General features: G+C 63.4%; 24 protein-coding genes. 16 read left to right on the top strand and 8 right to left on the bottom strand.

Annotated elements, in window-relative coordinates:
- The first annotated feature begins 79 nt into the window (after positions 1-79).
- The 3 genes from gpmI to Q0949_RS11440 are packed head-to-tail and all read left to right on the top strand — an operon-like array spanning position 80 to position 4,071.
- Entirely contained in the window at positions 80-1,594 is a 1,515-nt protein-coding gene (gpmI, locus tag Q0949_RS11450; RefSeq protein ID WP_299371955.1) for a 2,3-bisphosphoglycerate-independent phosphoglycerate mutase, read from the top strand.
- Entirely contained in the window at positions 1,591-2,727 is a 1,137-nt protein-coding gene (locus Q0949_RS11445) for a peptidase M23 (RefSeq protein ID WP_299371952.1), read from the top strand. The genes gpmI and Q0949_RS11445 overlap by 4 nt, the downstream gene beginning before the upstream one ends.
- A gap of 6 nt (positions 2,728-2,733) precedes the next feature.
- Positions 2,734-4,071 carry a S41 family peptidase gene (locus Q0949_RS11440; protein WP_299371949.1) on the top strand — a complete coding sequence of 446 codons (1,338 nt, stop codon included), beginning with the start codon at positions 2,734-2,736 and terminating at the stop codon, positions 4,069-4,071.
- A 62-nt stretch (positions 4,072-4,133) separates the two neighbouring features.
- On the opposite strand, the gene Q0949_RS11435 is transcribed toward Q0949_RS11440, so the two are convergent.
- The 5 genes from Q0949_RS11435 to Q0949_RS11415 are packed head-to-tail and all read right to left on the bottom strand — an operon-like array spanning position 4,134 to position 9,550.
- Entirely contained in the window at positions 4,134-5,222 is a 1,089-nt protein-coding gene (locus Q0949_RS11435) for a mandelate racemase/muconate lactonizing enzyme family protein (RefSeq protein WP_299371946.1), read from the bottom strand.
- Positions 5,215-6,147, bottom strand: a complete 933-nt coding sequence (locus tag Q0949_RS11430; RefSeq protein WP_299371943.1) for a 2-hydroxyacid dehydrogenase — start codon at positions 6,145-6,147, stop codon at positions 5,215-5,217. Before Q0949_RS11430 ends, Q0949_RS11435 begins: the two co-directional genes overlap by 8 nt.
- Positions 6,140-6,982, bottom strand: coding sequence for a fumarylacetoacetate hydrolase family protein (locus Q0949_RS11425; RefSeq protein ID WP_299371939.1), 843 nt, complete (start codon positions 6,980-6,982; stop codon positions 6,140-6,142). Before Q0949_RS11425 ends, Q0949_RS11430 begins: the two co-directional genes overlap by 8 nt.
- A gap of 28 nt (positions 6,983-7,010) precedes the next feature.
- Positions 7,011-8,810: an IlvD/Edd family dehydratase gene (locus Q0949_RS11420; protein WP_299371936.1), complete on the bottom strand. Its 1,800-nt coding sequence runs from the start codon at positions 8,808-8,810 to the stop codon at positions 7,011-7,013.
- A complete protein-coding gene (locus Q0949_RS11415) occupies positions 8,807-9,550 on the bottom strand; it encodes an SDR family oxidoreductase (protein WP_299371933.1) in 744 nt (247 codons plus the stop codon). Before Q0949_RS11415 ends, Q0949_RS11420 begins: the two co-directional genes overlap by 4 nt.
- Positions 9,551-9,665: 115 nt before the next feature.
- Between Q0949_RS11415 and Q0949_RS11410 the strand changes: the two genes are divergently transcribed.
- Both Q0949_RS11410 and denD read left to right on the top strand, forming a co-directional pair.
- Complete coding sequence (locus Q0949_RS11410) at positions 9,666-10,544, top strand: NAD(P)-dependent oxidoreductase (RefSeq protein ID WP_299371930.1); 879 nt, start codon at positions 9,666-9,668, stop codon at positions 10,542-10,544.
- Positions 10,541-11,512, top strand: a complete 972-nt coding sequence (gene denD / locus Q0949_RS11405) for a D-erythronate dehydrogenase (RefSeq protein WP_299371927.1) — start codon at positions 10,541-10,543, stop codon at positions 11,510-11,512. The genes Q0949_RS11410 and denD overlap by 4 nt, the downstream gene beginning before the upstream one ends.
- A 30-nt stretch (positions 11,513-11,542) precedes the next feature.
- Here the strand turns inward: denD and Q0949_RS11400 are convergent, their stop codons facing one another.
- The gene (locus Q0949_RS11400) at positions 11,543-12,286 is read right to left on the bottom strand and encodes an SDR family oxidoreductase (RefSeq protein ID WP_299371924.1); all 744 of its coding nucleotides are present in this window, start codon (positions 12,284-12,286) and stop codon (positions 11,543-11,545) included.
- 48 nt (positions 12,287-12,334) lie between these two features.
- Positions 12,335-13,015: a GntR family transcriptional regulator gene (locus Q0949_RS11395; RefSeq protein ID WP_299371921.1), complete on the bottom strand. Its 681-nt coding sequence runs from the start codon at positions 13,013-13,015 to the stop codon at positions 12,335-12,337.
- Between the two features lie 265 nt (positions 13,016-13,280).
- On the opposite strand from Q0949_RS11395, the gene Q0949_RS11390 reads away from it, so the two are divergent.
- From Q0949_RS11390 to Q0949_RS11375, 4 genes are all read left to right on the top strand, one after another.
- Positions 13,281-14,261, top strand: a complete 981-nt coding sequence (locus Q0949_RS11390) for a TRAP transporter substrate-binding protein (protein ID WP_299371918.1) — start codon at positions 13,281-13,283, stop codon at positions 14,259-14,261.
- Positions 14,262-14,340: 79 nt separating this feature from the next.
- Entirely contained in the window at positions 14,341-14,874 is a 534-nt protein-coding gene (locus Q0949_RS11385) for a TRAP transporter small permease (protein WP_299371915.1), read from the top strand.
- A 2-nt stretch (positions 14,875-14,876) separates the two neighbouring features.
- Positions 14,877-16,160, top strand: a complete 1,284-nt coding sequence (locus tag Q0949_RS11380) for a TRAP transporter large permease (protein WP_299371912.1) — start codon at positions 14,877-14,879, stop codon at positions 16,158-16,160.
- A 26-nt stretch (positions 16,161-16,186) separates the two neighbouring features.
- Entirely contained in the window at positions 16,187-16,708 is a 522-nt protein-coding gene (locus Q0949_RS11375) for a redoxin domain-containing protein (protein WP_299371909.1), read from the top strand.
- Here Q0949_RS11375 and Q0949_RS11370 read toward each other — a convergent pair.
- Positions 16,705-17,361 carry a GntR family transcriptional regulator gene (locus tag Q0949_RS11370; RefSeq protein ID WP_299371906.1) on the bottom strand — a complete coding sequence of 219 codons (657 nt, stop codon included), beginning with the start codon at positions 17,359-17,361 and terminating at the stop codon, positions 16,705-16,707. The two genes, Q0949_RS11375 and Q0949_RS11370, sit on opposite strands and share 4 nt — an antisense overlap.
- A gap of 197 nt (positions 17,362-17,558) precedes the next feature.
- Between Q0949_RS11370 and Q0949_RS11365 the strand changes: the two genes are divergently transcribed.
- From Q0949_RS11365 to Q0949_RS11335, 7 genes are all read left to right on the top strand, one after another.
- Positions 17,559-18,584, top strand: a complete 1,026-nt coding sequence (locus Q0949_RS11365) for a TRAP transporter substrate-binding protein (RefSeq protein WP_299371903.1) — start codon at positions 17,559-17,561, stop codon at positions 18,582-18,584.
- Between the two features lie 88 nt (positions 18,585-18,672).
- Complete coding sequence (locus tag Q0949_RS11360; RefSeq protein ID WP_299371900.1) at positions 18,673-19,521, top strand: TRAP transporter small permease; 849 nt, start codon at positions 18,673-18,675, stop codon at positions 19,519-19,521.
- Between the two features lie 3 nt (positions 19,522-19,524).
- A complete protein-coding gene (locus Q0949_RS11355) occupies positions 19,525-21,246 on the top strand; it encodes a TRAP transporter large permease subunit (protein ID WP_299371897.1) in 1,722 nt (573 codons plus the stop codon).
- A gap of 9 nt (positions 21,247-21,255) precedes the next feature.
- Positions 21,256-22,200, top strand: a complete 945-nt coding sequence (locus tag Q0949_RS11350) for a phytanoyl-CoA dioxygenase family protein (protein ID WP_299371895.1) — start codon at positions 21,256-21,258, stop codon at positions 22,198-22,200.
- A 3-nt stretch (positions 22,201-22,203) separates the two neighbouring features.
- A complete protein-coding gene (locus Q0949_RS11345) occupies positions 22,204-23,703 on the top strand; it encodes an altronate dehydratase family protein (protein WP_299371892.1) in 1,500 nt (499 codons plus the stop codon).
- Entirely contained in the window at positions 23,703-24,605 is a 903-nt protein-coding gene (locus tag Q0949_RS11340; protein ID WP_299371889.1) for a phytanoyl-CoA dioxygenase family protein, read from the top strand. The genes Q0949_RS11345 and Q0949_RS11340 overlap by 1 nt, the downstream gene beginning before the upstream one ends.
- Positions 24,602-25,489, top strand: coding sequence for an NAD(P)-dependent oxidoreductase (locus Q0949_RS11335; RefSeq protein ID WP_299371886.1), 888 nt, complete (start codon positions 24,602-24,604; stop codon positions 25,487-25,489). Before Q0949_RS11340 ends, Q0949_RS11335 begins: the two co-directional genes overlap by 4 nt.
- Positions 25,490-25,504 lie beyond the last annotated feature (15 nt).

Below are 25,504 nucleotides of genomic sequence, written 5' to 3'. Positions count from 1 at the left end.
ATTGGGCAAGGCTTCTTCCCATGGCGGGGGTGGCGGGTTAGAACGCGGGACCACTGCGTCGTCCAAAGGTATGCGTTCCATGACACCTCCGCCCAAACCCGTTGTTCTGTGTATCCTTGACGGCTGGGGCCTGCGCGAAGAGAGCGAAGGCAACGCGCCTGCGTTGGCGCGGACGCCCAATGTCGACCGGATCATGGAGACGTGTCCGAACGCCACCCTGATCACCCATGGCCCGGATGTCGGGTTGCCACGCGGGCAGATGGGCAATTCCGAGGTGGGGCATACCAATATCGGCGCGGGCCGGGTGGTGGCGATGGATCTGGGTCAGATTGATCTGGCCATCGAGGACGGCAGTTTCTTTCACAACGCACAGTTGGTCGCGTGGATTGATGCGATCAAAGAGGCCGGGGGCCGCGCGCATTTGATGGGTGTGGTGTCGGATGGCGGGGTGCACGGCCATCTCAACCACATGGTCGCGGCGGCCAAGGCTTGTCGGGATGCGGGCCTGGAGGTGCTGATCCATGCGATCACCGACGGGCGGGACGTGGCGCCGAAATCGGCGTTGGGATATCTTGAGACGCTCAGCGATGCGCTGCCTGCGGGCGCGCGGATCGTGACGCTGACGGGGCGGTATTTCGCGCTGGACCGCGACAATCGCTGGGACCGGGTGGAAACCGCGTTTCGCGCCATGGTGCAGGCGGACGGGCCGGTGGGGGAAACCGCCAAGGCCGCCGTCGACGCCGCCTATGCTGCGGACAAGACGGACGAGTTCATCCCGGCCACGGTCATGGACGGCTACAAGGGGGCCAAGGACGGCGACGGGGTGTTCTGTCTGAACTTCCGGGCCGACCGCGCGCGCGAGATCATGGCGGCGCTGGGCGATCCGGGCTTTGACGGGTTTGAGGCTGGCACGCGGCTCGATTGGGCGGGGGTCATGGGCATGGCCGACTATTCCGAGGCGCACAAGGCCTACATGACCACGATGTATCCCAAGCCCGAGATCGTGAACACATTGGGCGCGTGGGTGGCGCAGGCCGGGCTGCGGCAATTCCGGCTGGCCGAGACCGAGAAATACCCGCATGTGACATTCTTTCTGAACGGTGGCGAGGAAACGCCCGAGGCGGGCGAGGACCGTGCCATGCCCAAATCGCCGAGCGTGGCCACTTATGACCTGCAACCCGAGATGTCGTCGGTCGAGGTCACGGACCGGTTCATTGCGGCGATCGAGGACGGCTATGACCTGATCGTGGTGAATTACGCGAATCCGGACATGGTGGGCCATACAGGCGATCTGGACGCCGCGATTGCCGCCTGCGAGGCGGTGGATACGGGCCTTGGCCGGGTGCTGCCCGCGCTGGAAGCGGCGGGGGGTGCCATGATCCTGACGGCGGATCACGGCAATTGCGAGGTGATGATCGACCCCGACACCGGCGCGCCGCACACCGCGCATACCACCAACCTTGTCCCCGTCGCGCTGATCGGTGCGGAGGGTGAGATCAACAGCGGACGGCTGGCCGATCTGGCACCCACCGTGTTGCAGTTGATGGGGCTGGAACAGCCCGTGGAGATGACGGGGCAAAGCCTGATTGCATGAGGTATCTCGCGGCCCTTGCCCTTGTCTGCCTGTTGAGCACACAGGCCGCGGCCCAGGAGGACGCGGGCGCGCTGGCGCGTGATGCGGGCGCACAGCTGAGTGCCGCATCGGCGCAGTTGAGCGCGGCAGAGAGCGCGCGGGACCGGGTGCGGGCGCTGACGCAGACGGTGCAGGCCTATGAGGCCGGGCTGTCGGCAATGCGCGCGGGCTTGCGTCGGGCGGCCATCCGCGAGGCGCAGTTGCGCGCGCAACTGACCGCGCGGGACGCCGAGATCGCGCAGTTGCTGGCGGTGTTGCAGACGCTGACACCAGGGCAGGCGCCCACCGCGTTCCTGCATCCTGACGGCCCCAACGGCACCGCGCGCGCGGGCATGTTGCTGGCCGAACTGACGCCAGCGCTGAACCAGCGGGCGGACCGGCTGAGGCGGGATCTGGCGGATGTGGAGACGCTGCGCCTCTTGCAGGAACAGGCGGCGGCGCAGTTGCAGACCGGACTTGCCGAAGTACAGACCGCGCGGTCGGCGCTGAATCAGGCGATGGCGGAACGGACGGATCTGCCGGTGCGGTTCACGCAGGACCCGGTGCGCACGGCGATCCTGATCGCGTCGTCGGAAACGCTGGATGCGTTTTCAAGCGGGCTGTCTAACATCACGTCAAACGATGTGGGCTGGGCCCCGCCGCCGCTCGAGGGGTTGATCGGGGCGCTGCCGATGCCAACGCGCGGGCTGATCCTGCGCCGTGCCGGTGAACCGGACGCCGCCGGGATCACCCGGCCCGGTATCCTGCTGGCGACGCGCCCCGGCGCGCTGGTCACGGCGCCCACGGCGGCCACGCTGCGCTATGTCGGGCCGCTCCTGGATTTCGGAACCGTGACGATTCTCGAACCGCGCCCCGGCACGTTGTTCGTGCTGGCGGGCATGGCGGTCAGCTATGGTCAGGCGGGCGAAATCATCGCCGCGGGTACGCCGCTGGGCCTGATGGGGGGGCTGGCTGGACACGATGACGCGACTGCCCTTTCAACAGGTGGTGAAGGGGGTGGCGCTGGAGCTTCGGAAACGCTCTATATAGAGGTAAGACAGGACAATGTACCATTGGACCCGCTTACGTGGTTCAGCACCGAACAGGATGGGTAGTTAAGAATGAAGAAATTCGTCATGGCGGCCGTGGGCGGAACACTGGCCGGCGCGATCGCCACCACGCAGATTGCGGGGCCTTTGCTGGCCCAGGAAAGCGCCAACAACGCCAGCGTCTACGAGCAGCTGGACCTGTTTGGCGACATCTTTGAGCGGATCCGCAGCCAGTATGTCGAGGAGGTCGCGCCCGGAGAGCTGATCGAGGCGGCGATTGACGGGATGCTGACGTCGCTGGACCCGCATTCGAGCTATTTGTCGCCGGACGATGCGGCAGCGATGCAGGTGCAGACGCGCGGAGAGTTTGGTGGCCTGGGCATCGAGGTGACGCAGGAAGAGGGCTTTATCAAGGTGGTGTCGCCCATCGATTCGACCCCCGCCGCCGAGGCCGGGATCGAGGCGGGCGATTTCATCACCCATGTGGACGGCGAGTCGATGCTTGGCTTTACCCTCGATGAGGCGGTGGAGCGGATGCGCGGGCCGGTCGGGTCCGAGATCATCATCACCGTGGTGCGCGAGGGCGAGACCGAGCCGTTCGACGTGTCGATCATTCGCGACACCATCGAATTGCAGGCGGTGCGCAGCCGCACGCAGGGGGAGACGGTTGTTCTGCGGGTGACGACGTTCAACGACAAGACGACGCCGAACCTGGTGTCCAAGCTGGAGGAAGAGGTCGAAGCACTGGGCGGCATGGAGAATGTCGATGGCTTTGTGCTGGACCTGCGCAACAATCCCGGCGGTCTTCTGACGCAAGCGATCCGGGTATCGGATGCGTTCCTGAACGAGGGCGAGATCGTGTCGACCCGTGGCCGCAACCCGGCCGATGGCGACCGGTTCAACGCGACCCCCGGCGATCTGGCCGAGGGCAAGCCCATTGTCGTTCTGATCAATGGCGGGTCGGCTTCGGCGTCCGAAATTGTGGCAGGTGCGTTGCAGGATCATCGCCGCGCCATCGTCGTGGGCACCAAGAGTTTCGGCAAAGGGTCGGTCCAGACGGTCATGCCGCTGCGCGGTGAGGGTGCGATGCGCCTGACCACGGCGCGGTATTACACGCCGTCGGGTCGGTCGATCCAGGCGTTGGGCGTGAGCCCGGACATCGTGGTGGAACAACCGCGCCGCCGCCCGGATGCCGAAGAGGACGCGCCCGCAAGCGCCGTGGGCCAACGTTCAGAGGCGGATCTGCGTGGCAGCCTGAACAACGATTCCCTGAGCGAGGACGAGATCCGCCAGATCGAGGAAGACCGTGCCAAGGCCGAAGCCGCAGCCGAGCTGCGCGAAGAGGATTACCAACTGGCCTATGCCATCGACATCCTCAAGGGTCTGAACGCGCTGGGTCCGACCGACTAAGCGACTGGAGCGACGGTGCGCCGTAAAGGCGCACCCCAAGGCGTATTCGGGTGGGCAGATGCCTACGGCGAAATCTCGTGTGGGGTCAGTTTGGCCCAGTCGAAGGTCACGCCAATCCCCGGCGCATCCGGCGCTACGGCGAGGTGATCCTCGATCACGAGGGGCCGCGTGGTGTAACGGTCGATGGGAAAGCTGTGCACTTCGAGCCAGCCGCCGTGAGGTTGCGAGGACACGAGCGACACGTGCAATTCCTGCATGCCGTGACTGCACACCGGCACGCCCGCGTCCCGCGCCATCCCGGCCACCTCGAGCCAGCCGGTGATGCCGAGGCAGTTCGATGCGTCGGGCTGGATGAAATCCACATGGGGCAGCGCACGGCGGAATTCGTGCATCGTGTGCAGGTTTTCTCCCTGTGCTGTGGCCATGCCGGTGGCCGCGCGGATGGTGGCGAAATCTTCAAAGAGATCCGGTTCGATCGGTTCCTCGAACCACGTGATGTCCTGATCCTTGACCGCGTTTGCCAAGCTGATCGCCTGATCTGTGGTCATCGAATAATTGGCGTCGATCATGAACGTCACGTCCGGACCAATCAGGTCGCGCACCGCGCGGATGCGTTCGACATCCTCGGCTTCGGTCGGTTGGCCGATCTTGATCTTGACCGCGTTGTGCCCGCGCGCGAGGTAGCCGCGCACGCTGTCCAGCAGCTTGGGCAGGTCAAAGCCCAGATCAATGCCGCCCGCATAGGCGCGGCATCGGTCCGACGCGCCGCCCGCCGCCTGCACCAGCGATTGCCCCGCCCCTTTGAGCCGCGCATCCCAGAGTGCGATGTCCACTGCGGAAATGGCAAAGGACAGCACCCCGCCGCGCCCGACATAGTGCAGGTGCGCGTCCATGGCGTGGGTCAGCTCTTCGACGTTGTCCGCATCCTGGCCTGTCAGGAACGGCGCCAGATCGTGGGTGATCATCGCGGCCGTCGCGTGCCCGCCGCGGCCACCGTTATAGCTGTAGCCTGTGCCCGTGCGCCCATCGTCCAATGTCACCGTGGCGGTGATCAGGTGAAAGTGGCTGTGATCGCCGTGCTTGGCATCGACGAGGATTTCGTCGAGCGGCACGGCGAAGAGGCGCGCGGTGACCTGCGCGATCCTAGCCATTCAGATGCGCCGTTTCCGGCACCGGCGTCAGCGTCTTGCCGGTGTCGAGGTGGCTGAGCACGTTGTCCACCACCAGCGCGCCCATGGCGGCGCGGGTTTCGACCGTGGCGCTGCCCACATGCGGCAGAAGGACCACGTTGGACATGGTTTTCAGCGCGTCGGGGATCTTGGGCTCTTCCTCGAACACGTCGAGGGCGGCATAGCCCAGTTTGCCCGATTGCAGCGCCGCGACCATCGCCGCCTCGTCGATGACGGACCCGCGCGAGACGTTGATCAGCGTGCCATCGGGGCCCAAAGCCTCCATCACCTCGGCGTTGACGATCTTGTTCGTCGAGGGGCCACCGGGGGTGATGCAGATGATGACCTCAACCGCCTTGGCCATGCCGACGAGCGTGTCGTGATAGGTGTAAGGCACGTCCTTTTGGCTGCGCGTGTGATAGTGGATGTCGGCGTCGAACGCCTTGAGCTTGTCCGCGATGGCCTGACCGATGCGGCCCAGCCCGAGGATACCCACGCGGCGGTTGTCGGCACTGCGCGACAGCGGCGCGTTGCCATCCGTTTCCCAGGCGCCGGAGCGGGCGTGCGCCTCGTCCGCCAGCAGATTGCGGAAGCTGGCAAGCATCAGCATGATCGTGGTGCTCGCGACCTCGGCGTTCAGGACGTCGGGCGTGTGGGTGACGATGATGCCGCGTTCCACGCAGGCGTCGGTGTCGATGGCGTCATATCCCACGCCATAGCTCGCGGCCATTTTGGCGTTGGTGCACTTGGCCAGCACGTCCGCCGGCACCCCGTCATGGCCGTTCGTCACGATGTGGGTGATCGCCTCGGCGGGGTAATCGCCCGTGGCCTGATGGATGGTGAACCGTTCGGACAGTCGGTCGCGCATGGCGTCGGTGATGCCACCGATTTGCAGCAGATCAGGCATCCTGTTTCACCTCTTGGCGCTGGGTGCCCAGCCCTTCGATGGTCAGCTCCATGACGTCGCCCACCTTGAGGAAGGTCTGCGGTTTCATGCCCATGCCGACGCCGGGGGGTGTGCCCGTAGTGATCACGTCACCGGGGTGCAGCGTCATCAACTGGCTCAGATGTTCGATGATCTCGGCCACGGTAAAGATCATGGTGGACGTGTTGCCCGTCTGCATCCGCTTGCCGTTCACATCGAGCGACATGGCAAGGTTCTGCGGGTCCGGCACATCGTCGCGCGTGACGAGATAGGGGCCTGTGGGGCCGAACGTGTCGCAGGATTTGCCCTTGGTCCACTGACCGGTCAGCTGGGTCTGAAAATGCCGTTCGGACACGTCGTTGACCACGCAATAGCCCGCCACGTGATCCAGCGCGTTTTCCTTGCTGACGTATTTGGCGGTTGTGCCGATGACGACACCCAGCTCGACCTCCCAATCGGTTTTCTCGGACCCGCGCGGCATGACCACATCGTCATTGGGGCCAACGATGGCCGAGTTCGCCTTGAAGAACAGGATGGGGTGTTCGGGGATGTCCGCGCCGGTTTCGGCGGCGTGGTCGGAATAGTTCAGGCCGATGCACAGGAACTTGCCGATGTTGCCGACGCAGGCGCCGATGCGGGGGCTGCCGGCCACGGCAGGCAGGCTGGCGGGGTCGATGTCGCGCAGTTTGGCGAGGCTGTCATCGCCCAGCGTCGTGCCGTCGATGTCGTCGATCACACCCGACAGATCACGCAGCGTATCGCCATCCATCAGGCCGGGTTTTTCGGCGCCCATATCGCCGAAGCGTACAAGTTTCATTGCAAAAGTCCTTTGTTCGTCTCGAAAATCAGTGGTTGTCGCGTGGCATGTGGCGACGCGAAATATCCTGGTAGGCGTCCGCCCCGCGCAGGGTCATGCCCTCGTCAAAGCGGCCAACGCGGTCGCGGAAGATCTCTTGCCACGGGCTTTGGCTGTCTGGCGTGCCAAAGCCCCCGGCCTCGGCCAGCGCGACAGAGCGTGCAGCCAGTTCCGATGCGTCGATCAGCATGTCGGCGGTGCACTTTTTCAGGTCGATCCGCACGCGGTCGCCGTTTTGCAGCAAGGCCAGACCGCCACCATCCGCCGCCTCGGGCGAGGCGTTGAGGATCGAGGGCGAGCCGGAGGTGCCCGATTGCCGCCCGTCACCGACACAAGGCAGCGCGTCGATCCCCTTTTTCAGCAGGTAGGAGGGCGCGCGCATGTTCACGACCTCTGCCCCGCCGGGATAGCCCTTGGGACCAGCACCGCGCATGAACAGGATGCAGTTTTCGTCGATGTTCTCCGCCGGATCGTCGATGCGGTGGTGGAAATCCTCTGGCCCGTCGAACACCACGGCGCGGCCCTCGAACGCCTCGGGATCGTCGGGGTTTGACAGGTACCGTGCGCGGAAATCGGGCGAGATCACGGATGTCTTCATGATCGCGCTGTCAAAGAGGTTGCCCTTGAGGTTGATGAACCCGGCATGTTCCTTGAGCGGATCGGCGGCGGAGCGGATCACGCGGGTGTCCTCGGACCGCACATGGCCGCAGTTTTCGCGCATCGTCTTACCGTTGGCGGTGATGATGTCCGGGTGCGGCAGCAGGTCGGCGGCGATCAATTCGCCAATGACCGCAGGCACACCGCCCGCATGCTGGTAATCCTCGCCTAGATATTCGCCCGCAGGCTGCATGTTGACGATCAGCGGGACCTCGTGGCCGACGCATTGCCAGTCGTCATTGTTCAGCGGCACGTCCAGATGTTTGGCAATGCCATTCAGGTGGATCGGTGCGTTGGTCGACCCGCCGATGGCGGAGTTGATGACGATCGTGTTCTCGAACGCCTCGCGCGTCATGATGTCGGATGGGCGCAGGTCTTCCCACACCATGTCGACGATGCGGCGGCCGGTCTCGTAACTGATCTGACCGCGCTCGCGGTAGGGGGCGGGGATGGCGGCGGCACCGGGCAACTGCATGCCAAGCGCTTCGGCGAGGCTGTTCATCGTCGTGGCCGTGCCCATCGTGTTGCAATAGCCGACGGAGGGGGCGGAGGATGCGACGAGTTCCATGAACCCATCGTCGTCAATCTCGCCCGCGGCCAGCATTTCGCGGGCTTTCCAGACGATTGTGCCGGACCCGGTGCGTTCACCCCGGAACCAGCCGTTCAGCATCGGCCCGACAGACAGGGCAATGGCGGGGATGTTCACAGTGGCAGCGGCCATCAGCAGGGCGGGTGTGGTCTTGTCACAGCCGATGTTCAGCACAACGCCGTCAAGCGGATAGCCAAAGAGCGTTTCCACGAGGCTGAGGTAGGCAAGGTTCCGGTCCAACATGGCAGTGGGCCGCTTCCCGGTTTCCTGAATCGGGTGCACGGGCACTTCGATACAGGTGCCGCCTGCCGCGATGATGCCGTCGCGCACCCGCTTGGTCAGCTCAAGGTGGTGCCGGTTGCAGGGCGACAGGTCGCTGCCCGTCTGCGCAATGCCGATGATCGGCTTGCCCGATTGCAGTTCCTCGCGTGTGAGACCGTAGTTCAGATAGCGTTCGAGGTAGAGCGCGGTCATTTCCGGGTTGTCCGGGTTCATGAACCACTTGCGCGAGCGCAGATCTTCTATTCCGATTTTCTTGGTCATTGTCCTGACCAGCCTCCGTCGATGATGTGGGGATGTCCTGTGGTGAAACCGCTGTCGTCGCTGGCGAGATACACAACGAGGTTGGCGATTTCCTGCGCCGTGGCCACGCGCCCCATGGGCTGGCGTGACACAAATTGTTTGAGGGCTTCTTCGTAGCTGCCGACCTGTTCACCCAGCGCCTTCACGCGGTCATGCCAGCTTGGGCTTTCCACTGTGCCGGGGCAGATGCAATTGCAGCGGATGCCCTTGGTGATGTAGTCGACCGCGACCGATTTGGTCATGCCGATCACGGCGGCCTTGGTCGTGCCATAGATGAACCGGTTGGGCGCGCCGATCACGGATGAGGCGGCCGACGACATGTTGATGATCGACCCGGTGCCGCGTTCCACCATGCCGGGCAGGGCCGCGCGCATGGTGCGGAACATGGACCGCACGTTGAGGTCAAAGGCGAAATCCCATTCGTCCTCTGTCGCGGCCATCACGTCGCCGTGGTGTACAAATCCTGCGCAGTTGAACAGCACATCCGGTGCCGCACGTTCGACGCCTGCGGCGATGCTGTCTGCGTCCATCGCATCGAGTTCAAAGGTTTCGATGCCTGCGGACATGCCGGTCAGCAGGTCTGCGTTGAGGTCGGTGGCAAAGACCTGTGCGCCTTCTGCGGCCATGGCTTCGGCGCTGGCGCGACCGATCCCCTGGCCTGCCGCGGTCACAAGCGCGCGCTTTCCGTCTAAACGGCCCATGTGGTCCCCCCATCCTGATCAGGTGTTGCGCTGCCGCGTGGGCTGCGTTTTGGTGTTAGCGTAGGACATGGCGCAACTGTTGACCAGACGTCATGGCAATTTGGGAGGATGCGCGATGGCGTTTGAGAAGGTGGCCCTGCTGGGCACGGGTTTGATGGGATTTCCGATGGCGCGCAATCTGGCGCAGGCCGGGGTACCCGTGACGGTGTGGAACCGTACGCAGGCCAAGGCCGACCCGCTGGCCGCGCATGGGGCGAAGGTGGTGGGCAAGCCATCGGATGCCGTGACCGATGCTGATGTCATCATCACCATGATGAGCGACGGGCCGACCGTTCTGGCGATGATCCGTGATGTGTCCTGGGCGCTGGGCGCGGGGGCGTTGTGGATCGACATGTCGTCCACGAAACCGGGCGAGGCGCGCGAGGCGCGCGCGCTGCTGGAGGCCGAGGGCGTCGCCTTTGTCGATGCGCCCGTGTCCGGTGGCACCAAGGGGGCAGAGGCCGCGACGCTTGCCATCATGGCAGGCGGGGAGGCTGCGGATGTGGAACGCGCGGCCCCGGTGCTGGGGGCGATGGGCCGCCCGGTACATGTGGGTCCGACCGGCAGTGGGCAGCTGTCGAAACTGTGCAACCAGACCATCGTTGCCGTGACCATTGGCGCCGTGGCCGAGGCGATGCTGCTGGCCGAAAAAGGCGGTGCAGATCCCGCCGCCCTGCGCGCGGCCCTCAAGGGGGGATTCGCCGATTCGGTGATCCTGCAACAGCACGGCGAACGGATGACGACCGGAAATTTCGAACCTGGCGGACTCTCGAAATTTCAGCTCAAGGATTTGGACAATGTTCTGGGCGAGGCCGAATCAGTGGGTCTGAGCCTGCCGATGACCGAAGGCGTCCGGGACCGCTTTGCGCATTTCGTGGATCACATGGACGGGGCGGATCGGGATCACTCGGGCCTCTATCTTGAGCTCAAGGCCCGGCAGGAGGGCGGCGCATGACCCGTGTTCTGATCCTGGGGGGCGGCGGCATGGTCGGCCAGAAACTGGCGCAAAAGCTCGAGGCCGAAGGGCTGGACGCCGCGCCCGTCACGCTGACCCTGCACGACATCGCATTCCCGGAGGGCGGCGTCGGTACGGACCGGCGTGTGGGCAACCTGTCGGTGCAGGCCGAGGGGGCTGCGCTGGCCGCCGAACGGTTCGACGTGATCTATTTCCTCGCCTCAATCGTGTCGGGCGAGGCCGAGACCAATTTCGATCTGGGCTGGCAGGTGAACATGCTGCCCATGTGGCATTTCCTCGAGGCGTTGCGCGCCCAGCACCGTGCCACCGGCGGGGCCTATGTGCCGCGCGTGGTGTTCACCTCGTCCATCGCCGTGTTTGGCGGGCCCTACCCGGACAAGATCGGCGACGAATTCCTGACCTCGCCCCAAACCAGCTATGGCGCGCAAAAGGCGGCGTGCGAGCTGATGGTGCAGGACTTCAGCCGCAAGGGGTTCATCGACGGGCTGTCGCTGCGCCTGCCCACGATCTGCGTGCGACCGGGCAAGGCGAACCTCGCCGCGTCGTCCTTTTTCTCGGGCATCATCCGCGAGCCGCTGAACGGGCAGGAGGCGATCCTGCCGGTGGCCGACACGGTGCGGCACTGGCATGCCTCGCCCCGGTCGGCGGCGGGGTTCCTGACCCATGCGGGCACGCTGGACACCGCGCGGCTGGAGGGGCGGCGGGCGCTGAACCTGCCGGGACTGTCCTGTACCGTGGCCGAGCAGATCGAGGCGCTGCGCGAGGTGGCGGGCAACAATGTCGTCGCCCTGATCAAGCCGCAGCCGGATCCCGCCATCGCCAAAATCGTGGATGGCTGGCCGCGCAACTTCGCGCCCGACCGCGCCACGGCCCTGGGGTTCAAGGCCGAGGCGACGTTCCGCGAGATCATCGACGTCTATGTGGCCGAAGATCTGCCCGACCGCTGAGGCGGTCAGGCAAGACCGATCGCAAAAGCGTCAGGAGAACAGCATCCCGCCGTTGATGTCGATATTGGCGCCGGTGATGAACGCGCTGTCATCGCAGGCAAGGAACAGGATCAGGTTCGCGGTGTCCTCCGTCGTGCCCTGCCGTTTGACGGGGGCCGCGGCCTCGTATCCGCGACGCCCGGCGTCGGGGGTGTGGACGTTGTGGAAATCGGTGTCGATCATGCCGGGGCACAGCGCGTTGACGCGGATGTCGGGGCCGACCTCCTTGGCCAGTGCGCGGGTCATGGTCATCACCGCCCCCTTGGACGTGGCATAGGCCACGGCACCGGGGCCGCCGCCGTCCCGCGCGGCCTGGCTGGCGAGGTTGACGATTGTGCCCTTTTCCATGTGTTGCAGGCAGGCCTTGGTCACGCGGAACGTGCTGTTCAGGTTCAGATCCATCACGGTGGTCCAGTGATCGTCGGGCATGTCCTTGATCGTCTTGCGCGCGACCAACCCGCCTGCATTGTTCACCAGCACGTTTATGCCGCCCAGTTCCGACACCGTCCGGTCGACCAGCGCGTCGACATCCGCCTGTTTGGTCAGGTCGCCCTGCATGGCAAAGGCTTTGCCGCCCTTTGCCGTGATCTGTGCGACGGCGTCATCCGCACCTGTGCCGCTGGAGAAGTAGTTGATCGCGACATTGGCCCCTTCGGCGGCCAGTTTGAGCGCCGCCGCCAGCCCGATATCCCGGCCACCGCCCGTCACGATCGCTGTTTGACCTGCTAGTTTCATTTGGGATGTCCTTTCGGGGTCTTTGGTCTGTGCGGCTGGGCCGCGGGGTTATTCGAAATACTCTGCGTGCTTCTCGCGGATGGCGCGGATCGTGGCGTCAAGGCGGCTGAGGTGCTGTCGCGTGACGTCCTCAAGCTGTTCGACAGATCCGCGTGAGAGGGCGTTGGCAATCCGTTCGTGATCGGCAAAGACGTGGGACAGCTCGTCCTTGTCCCCGAGGCTGAGGACGCACAGACGGTCCACGGGCTGTTTGCACTGCACCACCATGTCAAAGGCCAGCGGGTGCCCGCCCAGATCAAAGATCGCCTTGTGAAAATCGTAGTCCAGCGCGTGGAATTCGCCGATGTCGCCCGCGTCTATCGCGGCCCTCTGGATGTCGAGCTGGCGGTCGAGCACAGCGGCCTTGGCGTCGTCCCAGACGCTGTGGGCGCGGCGAATCACTTCCAGCTCGATCGACAGGCGGACAAAGCGCGCATTGGCGATCTTCTCTGCCGAGAATCCGCGCACGCGGGTCGCGCGCTGCGGCCGGATCGACAGCAGATCCATATGGGCCAAGCGATTGAATGCGTCCCGCACGGGTTGCCGGGACACGCCCATACGGGCGGCGACCTCGGCCTCTGACATCTTGGCACCGGGCAACAGGGCCAGCGACACGATATCGTTGTGCAGGTTTTCAAACACGACATCCGTGGTCGTGCGCGGTACCGAATTTTCTTTCATTTCCAGCATCAAATCCCTTTCCGAACAGTGCCAGATACCGCGTTTGCGCGCGCCGAGAAACCCGTCAGCCCAGTCCTGTCGCCTGTGTTTGCCCGCGCCGTGCCCCCTTTTTGCGGGCTGTGACGGTCGCGCGAAATCGCAGTTGACAAAACTGGGATACTAGTATCCTGATGGGGACGTCAAGCGTGCTGTTGATCGTTCTCAAAGGAACACGGCGGCCCGCAACACGCAAAACGCCCATCACGACAAGGGCCGGACATTCAGGGAGGAAACGATGTTCGAACGTTTTTCATCGACTTTGGTCGGAGCCGCCGCAGCCGTTGCGCTGTTTGGTTCCGTGGCTGCCGCGGACACGTGGCGCGCGTGGAACATTCACAATGACGGGCACCCGAACACGGCGGCCATGGACAAGTTCGCCGAGCTGGTGAACACCGCCACAGGTGGCGAGCTGACGGTCGAAGTGTTCCACGGCGGTGTGCTGGGATCGCAGCCCGACGCGCTGGAGCAGGTCCGCATCGGCGCGATCGAGGTCGGCAACTTCAACCTTGGCCCCATCGGTCCGATGGTCAAGGAAGCGAACCTCGTGTCGCTGCCCTTCATCTTCAAGAGCGTGCCGCACATGTTCCGCGTGCTTGACGGCGAAGCGGGCGAGATCATGGCAAGCGCCATGGCCGATGCGGGCGTCAAGCCGCTGGCGTGGGTCGATGCGGGTGCGCGGTCGTTCTATAGCCAGAAACCGATCAACACGCCTGCGGATGTCGAGGGTCTCAAGATCCGCGTCATGAACAACAACCTCTACACGGCGATGATTTCGGCCATGGGCGGCAACCCGTCTCCGATGGCGTTCTCCGAAGTGCAGCAGGCGCTGAAAACCGGCGTTGTGGACGGTGCGGAAAACAACTTCCCCTCGTTCAAGAGCGTGGGCCACTACGAAGTGACGACGCACTATTCGCTGAGCGAACACCTGATCATCCCCGAATGTATCTGTGTGAACACGGCCAAGTTCGACGCCCTGTCGCCTGAAATGCAGACCGCTGTGCGCGGCGCGGCTGAAGAAGCGGCGCTGTTCCAGCGCGAGCTGTGGTCGGTCCAGTCCGAGCAGGCCCGCAAGGACGTCGAGGCCGCGGGGATCAAGGTGAACGAGATTGCCGACAAGAGCCCGTTCCAGGACGCGATGGGCGTCGTCTATGACGAATATCTTGCCGCCAACCCGGATATGAAGAAACTGGTCGAACTGGCGCAAGCCACCGAGTGACCGCAGTCACCACATGACCTGAAACGCGTCCGGCCCCGACACAGTGCGGGGCCGGACGTTGCAACGAAGGGGGGAGCGCATGTCCAAATCTACTGAAAGCCCGGCGGTGCTCCGCCAGATGGACCGCCTGTTTGGTCTGCTGTCGCAGATCTGCGTGATCGTCGCGGGCACGTGCCTTGTGGTGATGACGGTGATCTTCGCCTGGCTGGTCTTTGGCCGCTACGTGCTGAACGACACCCCCACATGGGTGGAGCAGGTGTCGCTGCTCATGGTGATGGTCATTGCCTTTCTCGGCGCGGCGGTGGGCGTGCAACAGCACACGCACCTGTCGGTCGTGCTGTTCCGCAACATGGTGCCCGGCTGGGTCCGGACCGTGTTCGTTGTGGTGTCGGACGGGCTCATGGCGCTCTTTGGTGGCATGATGTTCTGGTACGGCTGGGAACTGACACTCTTCAAATGGAACACGCTGATCCCGCTGATCCAGTGGCCCGAGGGGCTGCGGTCGCTGCCGCTGACGATCTGCGGCGCGCTGCTGTTCCTGTTCTCCGTGGGGCATCTGCTGCGCGTGTTTCTCGGGCGGGACGACCGCCAGGACAATATTGATCAAGGATAACCATGGGACTTGCTCTGCTTCTTGGGGTGTTTGCCCTCTGTGTGATCATCGGGACGCCCGTGGCCTTTGCGCTGGGTATCGCGGCGCTGGCCGCCTTCTGGCACGAGGGCCTGCCGCTCTTTGTCGTGTTCCAGCGGATCGTGGCGGGGATCAACGTGTTCTCGCTGATGGCGATCCCCTTCTTTATCTTTGCCGGAGACCTGATGTTCCATGGCGGGATCGCCATGCGGCTGGTGCGGTTCGCCCAGGCTGCCGTGGGCGCGGTGCGCGGGGGCCTGGGCGTGGTGAACGTGTTCTCGTCCATGCTGTTCGGCGGCATCTCGGGCTCGGCGATTGCCGATATCTCGGCGCTGGGCTCCATCCTCGTGCCGGTGATGAAGGACAAAGGCTATGACGCCGATTACGCGGTGAATGTCACCGTGACCTCCTCCATCGCGGGGATCATCATCCCGCCCAGCCACAACATGATCATCTTTGCGCTGGCCACCGGCGGGGCCGTGTCGATTTCCAAGCTGTTCCTGGCCGGGGTCGTGCCGGGGGTGCTGATGTGCATCTGTCTGGCTGTCACCGCCTATCTGATCGCGGTCAAGCGCGGCTATGGCGCCGAAAAGTTCCCCGGCTGGTCCGCGCTTGCCTACACGTTCGCCAGCGCCATCCCCGGCCTGTTGACGGCGGTGATCATCGTGGGCGGCGTCCTGTCGGGCGTGTTCACGGTGACGGAATCGGGTGCGTTTGGCGCGATGTATGCGCTGGTCGTGACGCTGCTGGTCTATCGCAGCCTCAGCTGGCACAGCTTCAAAACCGCGGTGATCAGTTCGGTGCGCACCACTTCGATGGTGATGATCCTGATCGCCTGTGCAGGGGCCTTTGCCTACATGCTGACCTTCTACCGGGTGCCCAGCAAGACCGTGGACCTGCTGACCGGGATCACCGAAAACCCGATCCTGATCCTGCTGATGATCAACGCGGTGCTGCTGCTGTTGGGGATGATCATGGACATGGCCGCTCTGATCCTGATCTGCACGCCGATCTTCCTGCCTGTGGCGCACAGCCTTGGCATGGACCCTGTGCAATTCGGGATCATGATGCTGGTCAACCTCGGCCTGGGCCTGTGCACCCCACCGGTCGGGACCTGTCTGTTCGTGGGCTGTGCGGTGGGCAAGCTGCCGATCGAAAAGGCGGTGCGCACGATCTGGCCCTTCTACCTTGCGATCTTTGTGGCGCTGATGCTGATCACCTTTGTGCCCGCCATCTCGCTGACCCTGCCCAACCTGCTGACGGACTAAGCCCCGGACCCAAAGGAGCCTCGTGCATGACCACCCATGACAAACCCCGCGTCGGCCATAAGGTCGCGGAATTCTCGCTGCCCCATGTGGATGGCACTTCGCAGATAACGGTGGGCAAACCGGGCGACCGGTGGTCGATCCTGTTTGTGTACCGGGGCCGTCACTGCCCGCGTTGCAAGCGGTTCCTGAACAAGCTGAACGCGGCGCTGCCGCAGTGGACGGACCTGATGGACGTCGCCGTCGTGTCCGCCGACACGCGGGACAAGGCACTGGCGGACAAAGAGGAATTCGGCTGGTCCTTTGACCTCGGCTATGGGCTGAGCGTCGCGCAGATGCGGCAGCTGGGGCTCTATGTTTCCGAACCTCTGTCCGAGGCCGAGACCACCGACACCTTTGCCGAGCCCGGCGCCTTTGCGATGCGCCCGGACGGCACGCTGATGCTGGTCGATATCTCCAACGGTCCCGCCGCGCGCCCTGACCTCGAAGAGTTGCTGGACGGCATGGCCTTCAACATCGCCAATGACCGGCCCGTGCGCGGCACCGCCTAGGCGGGTTCCGGTTCGCTGGGCTGCATCAGGTGCCGGGCCAGATGGTCGTGGATCTTTTGCCGCGTCAGCATCTCGTCCCCGGCCATGGCCGCGTCCAAAATCTGCTGGTGATGCTTGATGTTGTTCGAGATGTAGTCGAACCGCCGGTCCTCGACCATCAGCTGCTGCCGAAAGCGGCAATAGACCTGATGATGCGCCGACCGCAGCGCATCCGATCCACAGGCCGAGATCAACGTCTCGTGAAATTGCCGCTCCGCATCGAACCACAGATCGACAAACGGCTCGGTGTCCGAGGCCGCTTGCAGGCGCATTTCCAGATGGCTGAGCTGATGATGCGCGGCCGTCAGGCGGGCCTCCCACGCGACACCGCCCAGGCGGATCGACATCACGGTGCCCTCGGCTTCGAGCAGGACGCGCAGGTGGGTCAGTTCGTGCACGACCTTGCGGGATTTCTCGGGCACCCGGAACCCGCGCTGTTCGCGAAACTCGACCAGACCCAGCGTCGACAGCCGAAACAGAACCTCGCGAATCGTACTGGCAGAACAGCCGAATTCGAGCCGCAGGTGTTCCGCGCGCACCTTCTGCCCATGCTCGAAGCCGTTGGTCATCAGCCGATGCCGCAGAGTCTCGTAGATGTCGGTGTCATAGGACATTGCAGGTCTGCTTGCTCAAGTACTGCCGGAAACGGTAAAAGAAAAAATTTCGAAATTCTATCAAAATCTCGAAATTGCCCCGAATTTCATTTTTATGTTGTCGTGTGGGCTATCTCCGCTTAGCCTTTCGTTACGGTGCGTCAAATGGGGCCTCAAGACCTCGGACGGTGCGCAAGATATATGTCTGGGAGGAAAACATGACATTCATGAAGAAGGCGGCAACCGTCGCCGTCGCGGCAACGCTTGCAGCAACCACTGCAATGACCGCGAGCGCGCAGGAAACCAAGCTGCGCATTCAAACACACTATGCCCCTGAAACCGTGTCCGGCAAACTGGCTGCACAATATGTCGAAGACATTCAGACAATGTCCGGCGGCGGTATCCAGGTCGAGATGTTCTACAGCTCGTCCGTTGTGAAATCGGTCGAAACATTCGACGCGGCAGCCACGGGCATTCTGGACTGCGACATGACCGGTGGCGGTTATCAGACCGGCAAGAACTCGGCGTTCCAGTTCGTGGGCGACATCATGGGCGGCTACGAGACGCCCTACCAACAGCTGAGCTGGCTGTATTTCGGTGGTGGTCGCGAAGCGGCTGCACCTCTGTACAACAAGTACGGCATGGAGCTGATCGGCTGGTGGGTTTACGGCCAGGAATCCTTCGCCTCGTCCAAGCCGATCGAAAAGGTTGCGGACTTCAAGGATTGGAAATTCCGTTCGCCCCCCGGCATGGAAACCAAGATCTTTGAAAAGCTGGGCGCCTCGCCCATCGTGATGGACTTCACCGAGATCTTTACCGCTCTGGAAACAGGCATCATCGACGGTGCGGACGCATCCGGTCTGGCAAACAACGTCGGCCTGGGTCTGTATGACATCGTGAAATATGCCAACTTCCCCGGCTTCCACTCGATGCCTTCGGATCACCTGGCGTGCAACAAGGCCGTGTTCGACGCGATGCCCGAAGCCCACCAGACCATCATGAAGGTCGCCATGGAAGCACTGGCCCTGCGCACCGCCCTGACGTTCGAGAAGAAGAACGCCGAAGCGGCTGCTCAATTGCGCGCCGATGGTGTGACACTGAGCCAGTGGGCACCTGAAGAACTGCAAAAGTTCCGTGATGCGGCACAGGCCACATGGCCCGAGTTCGCCGACACGCCAGAAGCCAAGGCGCTGGTCGATGCGCATCTGAGCTATCTCAAGCAACTGGGCCTCGTGTCCGAGTAAGCGATATCTTGGGGTCCCGCCAGCGGGGCCCCAACCTTCCTCAAGATCGGTGCCAAGTCCGGTCAGGGATTTTTACGAACAGGGGGATATGACGATGCAGGTGCGCTCCGGCACTCTGGTCGAATGGCTTGTGCCACTGGCTTTCATCCTATGCGCGGGCTGGGTGATCTGGCATATGCCGGCCTTCACGCTCGACTTCTATCCTCCGACGGATCCGTCCCAGTTTGACAAGCTGTCCGCGCTGTTCAAGCGCAATGACGTGACGCCCGGGATGGGCGGCCTCTTTGGCGGCTTTGCCGATATCGTCGACTGGCTGGCGCTGATCGGCATCCCCATCACAGCCTTCTTTGGCGTCCGCACCGTGCAACGCGCGGGCATGGAGTTCGAAAGCTGGAAGCCCGCCGACCGTCTGGCCGTGTTCATCGGCCGCGTCACCATGATGCTGATCGTCCTGCTGACCGGCGTGATGCTGTTCGAGGTCCTGCTGCGCTACGTGTTCGAAGCGCCAACCCTCTGGGCCAATGAAATGTCGCTGTGGCTGGCCGGGTTCGTGTTCCTCTGCGCGGGCCTCTATGCCATGCAACAGCGCAGCCACATCCGCATCGTGCTGCTGTACGATGCCGTGCCGCGCAACGTGCAGCGGCTGTTCGACGTGATCTCGACCTCCTGCATCCTGATCTTTGCCTTCTTCCTCTGTTTTGGCGGCTACGGAGAGGCGTTTGACAAATTCTACCGCTGGGAAACCTTTGGCACTGCCTTTGACCCGCCGATCCCGGCCACGATGAAGCCTCTGGTGCTGATCATCGTGTCGCTTGTGGCCTTGCAGGCCGTGGTCAACCTGATCTCGGACTGGAACAAGGACGAGGTCCATTACGGCGGCGAAGACCTCGACGAAGAAGAAATTGAGCGCATCAAAGCGCAAGTGGCGGGGAAGTAAGTCATGGACGTCGGTACAATTTCACTGGTCCTGATGCTGGGCCTGATCCTGCTCCTGGCCATCGGCATGCCGCTGGGCTTTGCCTCGGCCTTCATGGCCGTGGTCGTCCTGTTCATGAAGTTCGAGCCCGCGCTGCTGATGAACCCCGCCCTGTGGGGCGAGGGGCTGTTGACCGGGCGACCGGGCTCCGGGCCGCTGAACATCCTGCCGCAGCGAATATATGGAGACGTCTTAACCAGTTACGTCCTCATATCGATACCCTTGTTCATCTTCATGGCCGCCCTTCTGGAACGGTCCGGCATCGCCAAGGAGATGTATTCGTCCCTGAACGTCTGGCTGAACCGCACCCGTGGTGGCATCGCCATCGTGACGTCGATCATGGCCGTGATCATGGCCGCAATGTCGGGCATCATCGGGGGCGAAGTTGTGCTCTTGGGCCTCATCGCGCTGCCGCAGATGTTGCGGCTGGGCTATAACCAGAACCTCGCCATCGGTGTGATCTGTGCCTCCGGCAGCCTCGGCACGATGATCCCGCCCTCCATCGTTCTCATCATTTACGGTTTGATCACGGAAACCTCGATCAAGGCGCTGTTCACCGCGGCCTTTATCCCCGGTTTCATGCTGGCCTCGTTCATCATCATCTACATCATCATCCGCACGACGCTGAAACCCGAAGACGCGCCGCTCCCCGAAGAGACCATCGCCCGCAAGCTGGCCGCCTTTGCCGAACGCAGTGACCTGAGTGCCGAGGAAATCCAGGAGCGGGACGAGCTGTTGGCCGAACAGGCCGATCTGGAATCGCAACCGCGCGGGGCCGAGAAATGGGCGCTGTTCGGGGCCTTCATGAACGTGGTCTTTGCCGGGTTCACCTTTGCCCTGTTCCTGCGCGCGTCGTTCTTTGAATTCTCCGGGTCAAACGCCGCCAACACCGGCGAGGCCGCGTTCTGGGGCACTGCGGAATACATCGGCTATTTCGCGGGCATGTTCGCCCTGTCCATGGTCCTGATGTTCTTTGTCTTTGGCCGCGCGCGCACCGCGCTGGGCTGGTCGATGGGCAAGGGGCTGGTGCCGCCCATCGTTGTGATCGGCGTTGTCATGGGGTCGATCTATGGCGGCATCACCGGCATCACCGAGGCGGCTGGCATGGGCGCCATGGCCGTGTTCGTGATCGCGGTGCTGCGCGGCGAGGCGTCGCCCGAGCTGGTGTGGGATTCGCTGATGCGGACGCTGAAATCCACCGGCACGATCGTGTGGGTCACCATCGGTGCGACCGCACTGGCCGGGGCCTATACCATCGCCGGTGGCCCGAACTATGTCGCGGATTTCATCGTCGGGTCCGAATTGCCCACTATGGTTGTGATCCTGTTCATGATGCTGATCCTGCTCTTTATGGGCGCGTTCATGGACTGGGTCGGCATCGTGCTGCTGATCATTCCGGTGTTCCTGCCTATCGTGCTGAAACTGCCGCTGGACGAGATTGGCCTCTTTGGCGAACTCAACCCGCGCCACGTGGCGATCTGGTTCGGGGTGGTGTTCTGTATGAACATGCAGGTGTCGTTCCTGTCGCCGCCCTTTGGCCCCGCGGCCTTCTACCTCAAGTCGGTGGCGCCGCCGCACATCACGCTGACGGATATCTTCAAGGGGTTCCTGCCCTTTATCGGGATCCAGTTGATCGCGCTGTCCGTGTTGCTGATCTGGCCGCCGATCATATCGATCCTGCTCTAGGGTGGGATCATGCTGAGCGAGGCCCAAGTCACGCAGTTCAACACCCAAGGGTATCTGGTGATCGAAGACGTCATTCCGTCTTCGGTCATCGATGCTGTGAGGGGGGAGTATGCGGAGCTGCTGGACGGTCTTTATGCCGAATGGCACGCGCAGGGGCGTGTCCCCGCGGGGACAGGTCTGGATTTCTGGGGCAAGCTGAGCGCGTCCTATGCCGCGGGCTGCGATTGGTTTCAGCCAATGGACATCAGCCTGCCGGGGGACGAGATCGCGGCCGATTGCCCGATGCACTTTGGTCCCGCGATCTTTGATTTGGTGGTGCAGGATCGTCTGCTTGACGCGGTCCAGAGCCTGATCGGCCCCGAGATCACTTCGAACCCGATCCAGCATGTGCGGATCAAACCGCCTGCGCCTCAGTTGGCCGAGGACGAGGTGCGCGCGCATATCACGCGCACCGACTGGCATCAGGACCGGGGCGTGGGTCACGAGACGGCGGATGCGACGGACATGGTCACCGCATGGGTCGCGATCACCGATGCGACGGTCGAAAATGGGTGTTTGCAAGTTGTACCGGGCATCGATGATGGGCTGCTGCCGCACTGTCCGCAGGTGCAGACGGCGATTGCGCCCCGGCATCTGGACACGGACCGCGCGGTGCCCTTGCCAGTGCGGTCGGGCGGCGTGGTCCTGTTTCATCCGCTGGTGCCACATGCGTCCCTGCCCAACCTGTCGGACGTGTTCCGGTGGTCGTTCGACCTGCGGTTCAACGTGACGGGACAGCCCACGGGTCGTGATCATTTCCCCAGCTTTGTCGCCCGCAGCCGTGCCGCCCCCGAGACCGCATTGCGCGACTGGCGCGTCTGGCGCGATGCGTGGTTTGCCGCGCGCGACCGGCTGGCCATGACCCCTCACATTCCTATTCACCGTTGGGACGCAGACAGCCCTGTCTGCGCGTAAGCCATGGATTTCATTCGACTAGACCCCAGTGATACCGTGGTGACCGCCACCCGCGCCCTCGAGGTAGGCGTGACGGTGGACGGCGTGGCGACGCGCGCGCTGATCCCCTCGGGGCACAAGATCGCGACGCGCGCCATGGCCACGGGCGAGGCGATCCGCAAATACGCGCAGGTGATCGGATATGCCGCGACCGACATCGCGGCGGGCGACCATGTGCACACGCACAATGTGGCGTTCCGCGGCACCGACGTGGCCTATGAATTTGCCACCAATCTACGCCCTGTCCCCGCGGGGACACCGGACACGTTCATGGGCTACCGGCGCGAAAACGGGTCCGTGGGCACGCGGAACTACATTGCGATTGTCACCTCGGTGAACTGTTCGGCGACGGCGGCGCGGATGATTGCTGCGCATTTCACGCCCGAGATGCTGGCCGACTATCCGAATGTCGACGGGGTTGTGGCGTTCGTCCACGGCACCGGCTGCGGCATGGCCGACAGCGGCGACGGGTTCGAGGCGTTGCAGCGCGTCATGTGGGGCTATGCCGCGCATCCCAACCACGCGGCGGTGCTGATGGTGGGCTTGGGCTGTGAGATGAACCAGATCGATTGGCTGCTCGAGGCATGGGGCCTGAAACAGGGGCCGACATTCCAGACGATGAACATCCAGTCGGTCGCGGGGCTGCGCCGCACGGTCGAGAAGGGGATCGAGAAGGTCACCGCGATGTTGCCCATTGCCAATCAGGCGCAGCGCACGCCGTGCCCGGCGTCCGAGTTGAAGGTCGCGCTGCAATGCGGCGGGTCGGATGCGTGGTCGGGGATCACGGCGAACCCCGCCTTGGGATATGCGACGGACCTTTTGGTCTCGCAGGGCGGCACGGGCGTGCTGGCCGAAACGCCCGAGATCTATGGGGCTGAGCATCTGCTGACTGCCCGCGCGGTGGATCAGGCGACGGGTGAGCGGCTGATCGGTCTGATCAAGTGGTGGGAGGATTATACAGCGCGCAACAAGGGCAGCATGGACAACAATCCAAGCCCCGGCAACAAGGCGGGCGGGCTGACCACCATCCTTGAAAAGTCGCTGGGCGCCGCGGCCAAGGGGGGGACCACCCCGCTGACCGGTGTTTACAAATACGCCGAGATTGTGCGGGCGCGCGGTTTCACCTTTATGGACTCGCCGGGATATGACCCGGCATCCGTCACCGGTCAGATCGCGGGCGGGTGCAACCTTGTGTGCTTTACCACCGGGCGGGGGTCAGCCTTTGGCTCCAAACCAGCGCCCACGATCAAGGTCGCGACCAATACGGAGATGTATGGCCGCATGATCGAGGACATGGACGTCAACGCGGGCGCGATGCTGTCGGACGGTGTCAGCCTCGAGGAAAAGGGCCGCGAGATTTACGAGCTGTTCCTGCGCGTGGCCTCGGGCGAGATGTCGAAATCCGAAGCGCAGGGGCTGGGCGACTATGAGTTCGTGCCCTGGCAGATCGGGGCGGTGATGTGATGGAGTGTCTGACCCCCGCGCAGAAGGCGCAGTTCGAGGAGCACGGCTATCTTCTGGTCGAAAACCAGATCCCGCCCGACTGGCTGCAAAAGATCCGGGACGAAATCAGCAGGTTCGAGGCCGAGGCGGCCACGATGACCACCAGCAACGACCGGTTGGATCTGGAGGACAGCCATACGGCTGACGACCCGCGTTTGCGGCGGATCAAGCTGCCGCATATGATTTCTGACGTGGTGCGGGAGTTGATGTATTCGGATCATGTGTTGGGCCCTGCGCGCGACCTGATCGGGCCGGACCTGCGACTGCACACCACGAAACTGAACATGAAATCAGCAGGTTACGGCGCGGCGGTGGAGTGGCATCAGGACTATGCGTTCTATCCCCACACCAATGACGACATTCTGGCCATCGGGATCTGCATCGATGACATGGCCGAGGAAAACGGGCCGTTGATGGTGTATCCGGGATCACACAAGGGGCCGGTGTTCGATCATCACGTGGATGGCGTGTTTGCCGGTGCGATGTTGCCCGAGGAGAACGGGCTGAACCCGGCGGATGCGGTAGCCCTGACGGGGCCTGCCGGGTCGGTGAGCATCCATCACGGGCGGATTGTGCATGGGTCTGCCTTGAATACCAGCGATCGGGCGCGGCGCATTCTGTTTTACGAAATGATGGCGGCGGATGCGTTTCCGATCATGGGCAGCATGACGAAATGGGACGGGATCGAAGACTACAACACCCGCATGCTGTGCGGTGAGCCGACGCTGACGCCGCGCCTCAAGGACATTCCGATCCGCATTCCGCAACCACAGCCGGATGTGCCGATCTCGATCTATGAAATCCAGAAGGGGCTGAAAACACGCGCCTTTGACACCATTCCCGGAAAAGGAAACGACACATGAGCAAGCCAACAATCGGATTTATCGGCCTGGGCCTGATGGGCGGCGCCATGGTGGGGCGGTTGCAGGATCAGGGCTATGGCCTGACGGTGATTGCGAACCGGACGCGCACCTATGTGGACCGCGCTGTGGAACGCGGGGCGGCAGAGGTCACGACGGCCAAGGCCGTGGCCGAGGCGAGCGATATCGTGATGCTGTGCATGGACACCTCTGCCAATGTCGAGGCGCGGATGCGGGGCGACGATGGTGTGATCGCAGGCCTAAAACCCGGTGCGATTGTGATTGATTTCGGCACGTCCCTGCCGGGGTCCACACGTACGCTGGGCGCAGAGGTTGCGGCAGCGGGCGGGCATTACCTGGATGCGCCCCTTGGCCGGACCCCGTCCCATGCGGTCGATGGGCTGCTTAATATCATGTGTTCGGGAGACGAGGGCGCCTTTGCCACTGTGCGTCCCGTGCTGGATGATCTGGGCGAGAACGTGTTCCATCTGGGCGCGCTGGGCTCTGGGCATACGATCAAGCTGATCAACAACTTTTTCGGGATGACAGTCGCCAATGCCATGGCCGAAGCCTTTGCCATGGCGGATGTGATGGGCGTGGACCGGCAGCAGGCCTATGACGTGATGGCGGCGGGGCCGCTGAAATCCGGGATGATGGATTTCGTCAAGGGATACGGTGTGGACGGTGATCCGAACCAACTGGCCTTTGCCATCAAGAACGCGGCCAAGGATGTCGGATACTATGCGCAGATGGCGTCAGATGCGGGCGCTGAGTCTGTCATGTCGAAATGTGCGCTGGGCGCGTTGAGTGATGCGCGCGACAGCGGGCGCGCCGACGACATGGTGTCGCAAATGGTCGACTATTACGCCGACCGTTTCAAAAAGTAGCCCGGGGGCTGAACA

Source organism: uncultured Tateyamaria sp., from assembly GCF_947487805.1.
Classification (GTDB): Bacteria; Pseudomonadota; Alphaproteobacteria; order Rhodobacterales; family Rhodobacteraceae; genus Tateyamaria.
Note: the sequence above shows the minus strand (reverse complement) of the source record. Positions and strands in the feature narration are given on the sequence as shown.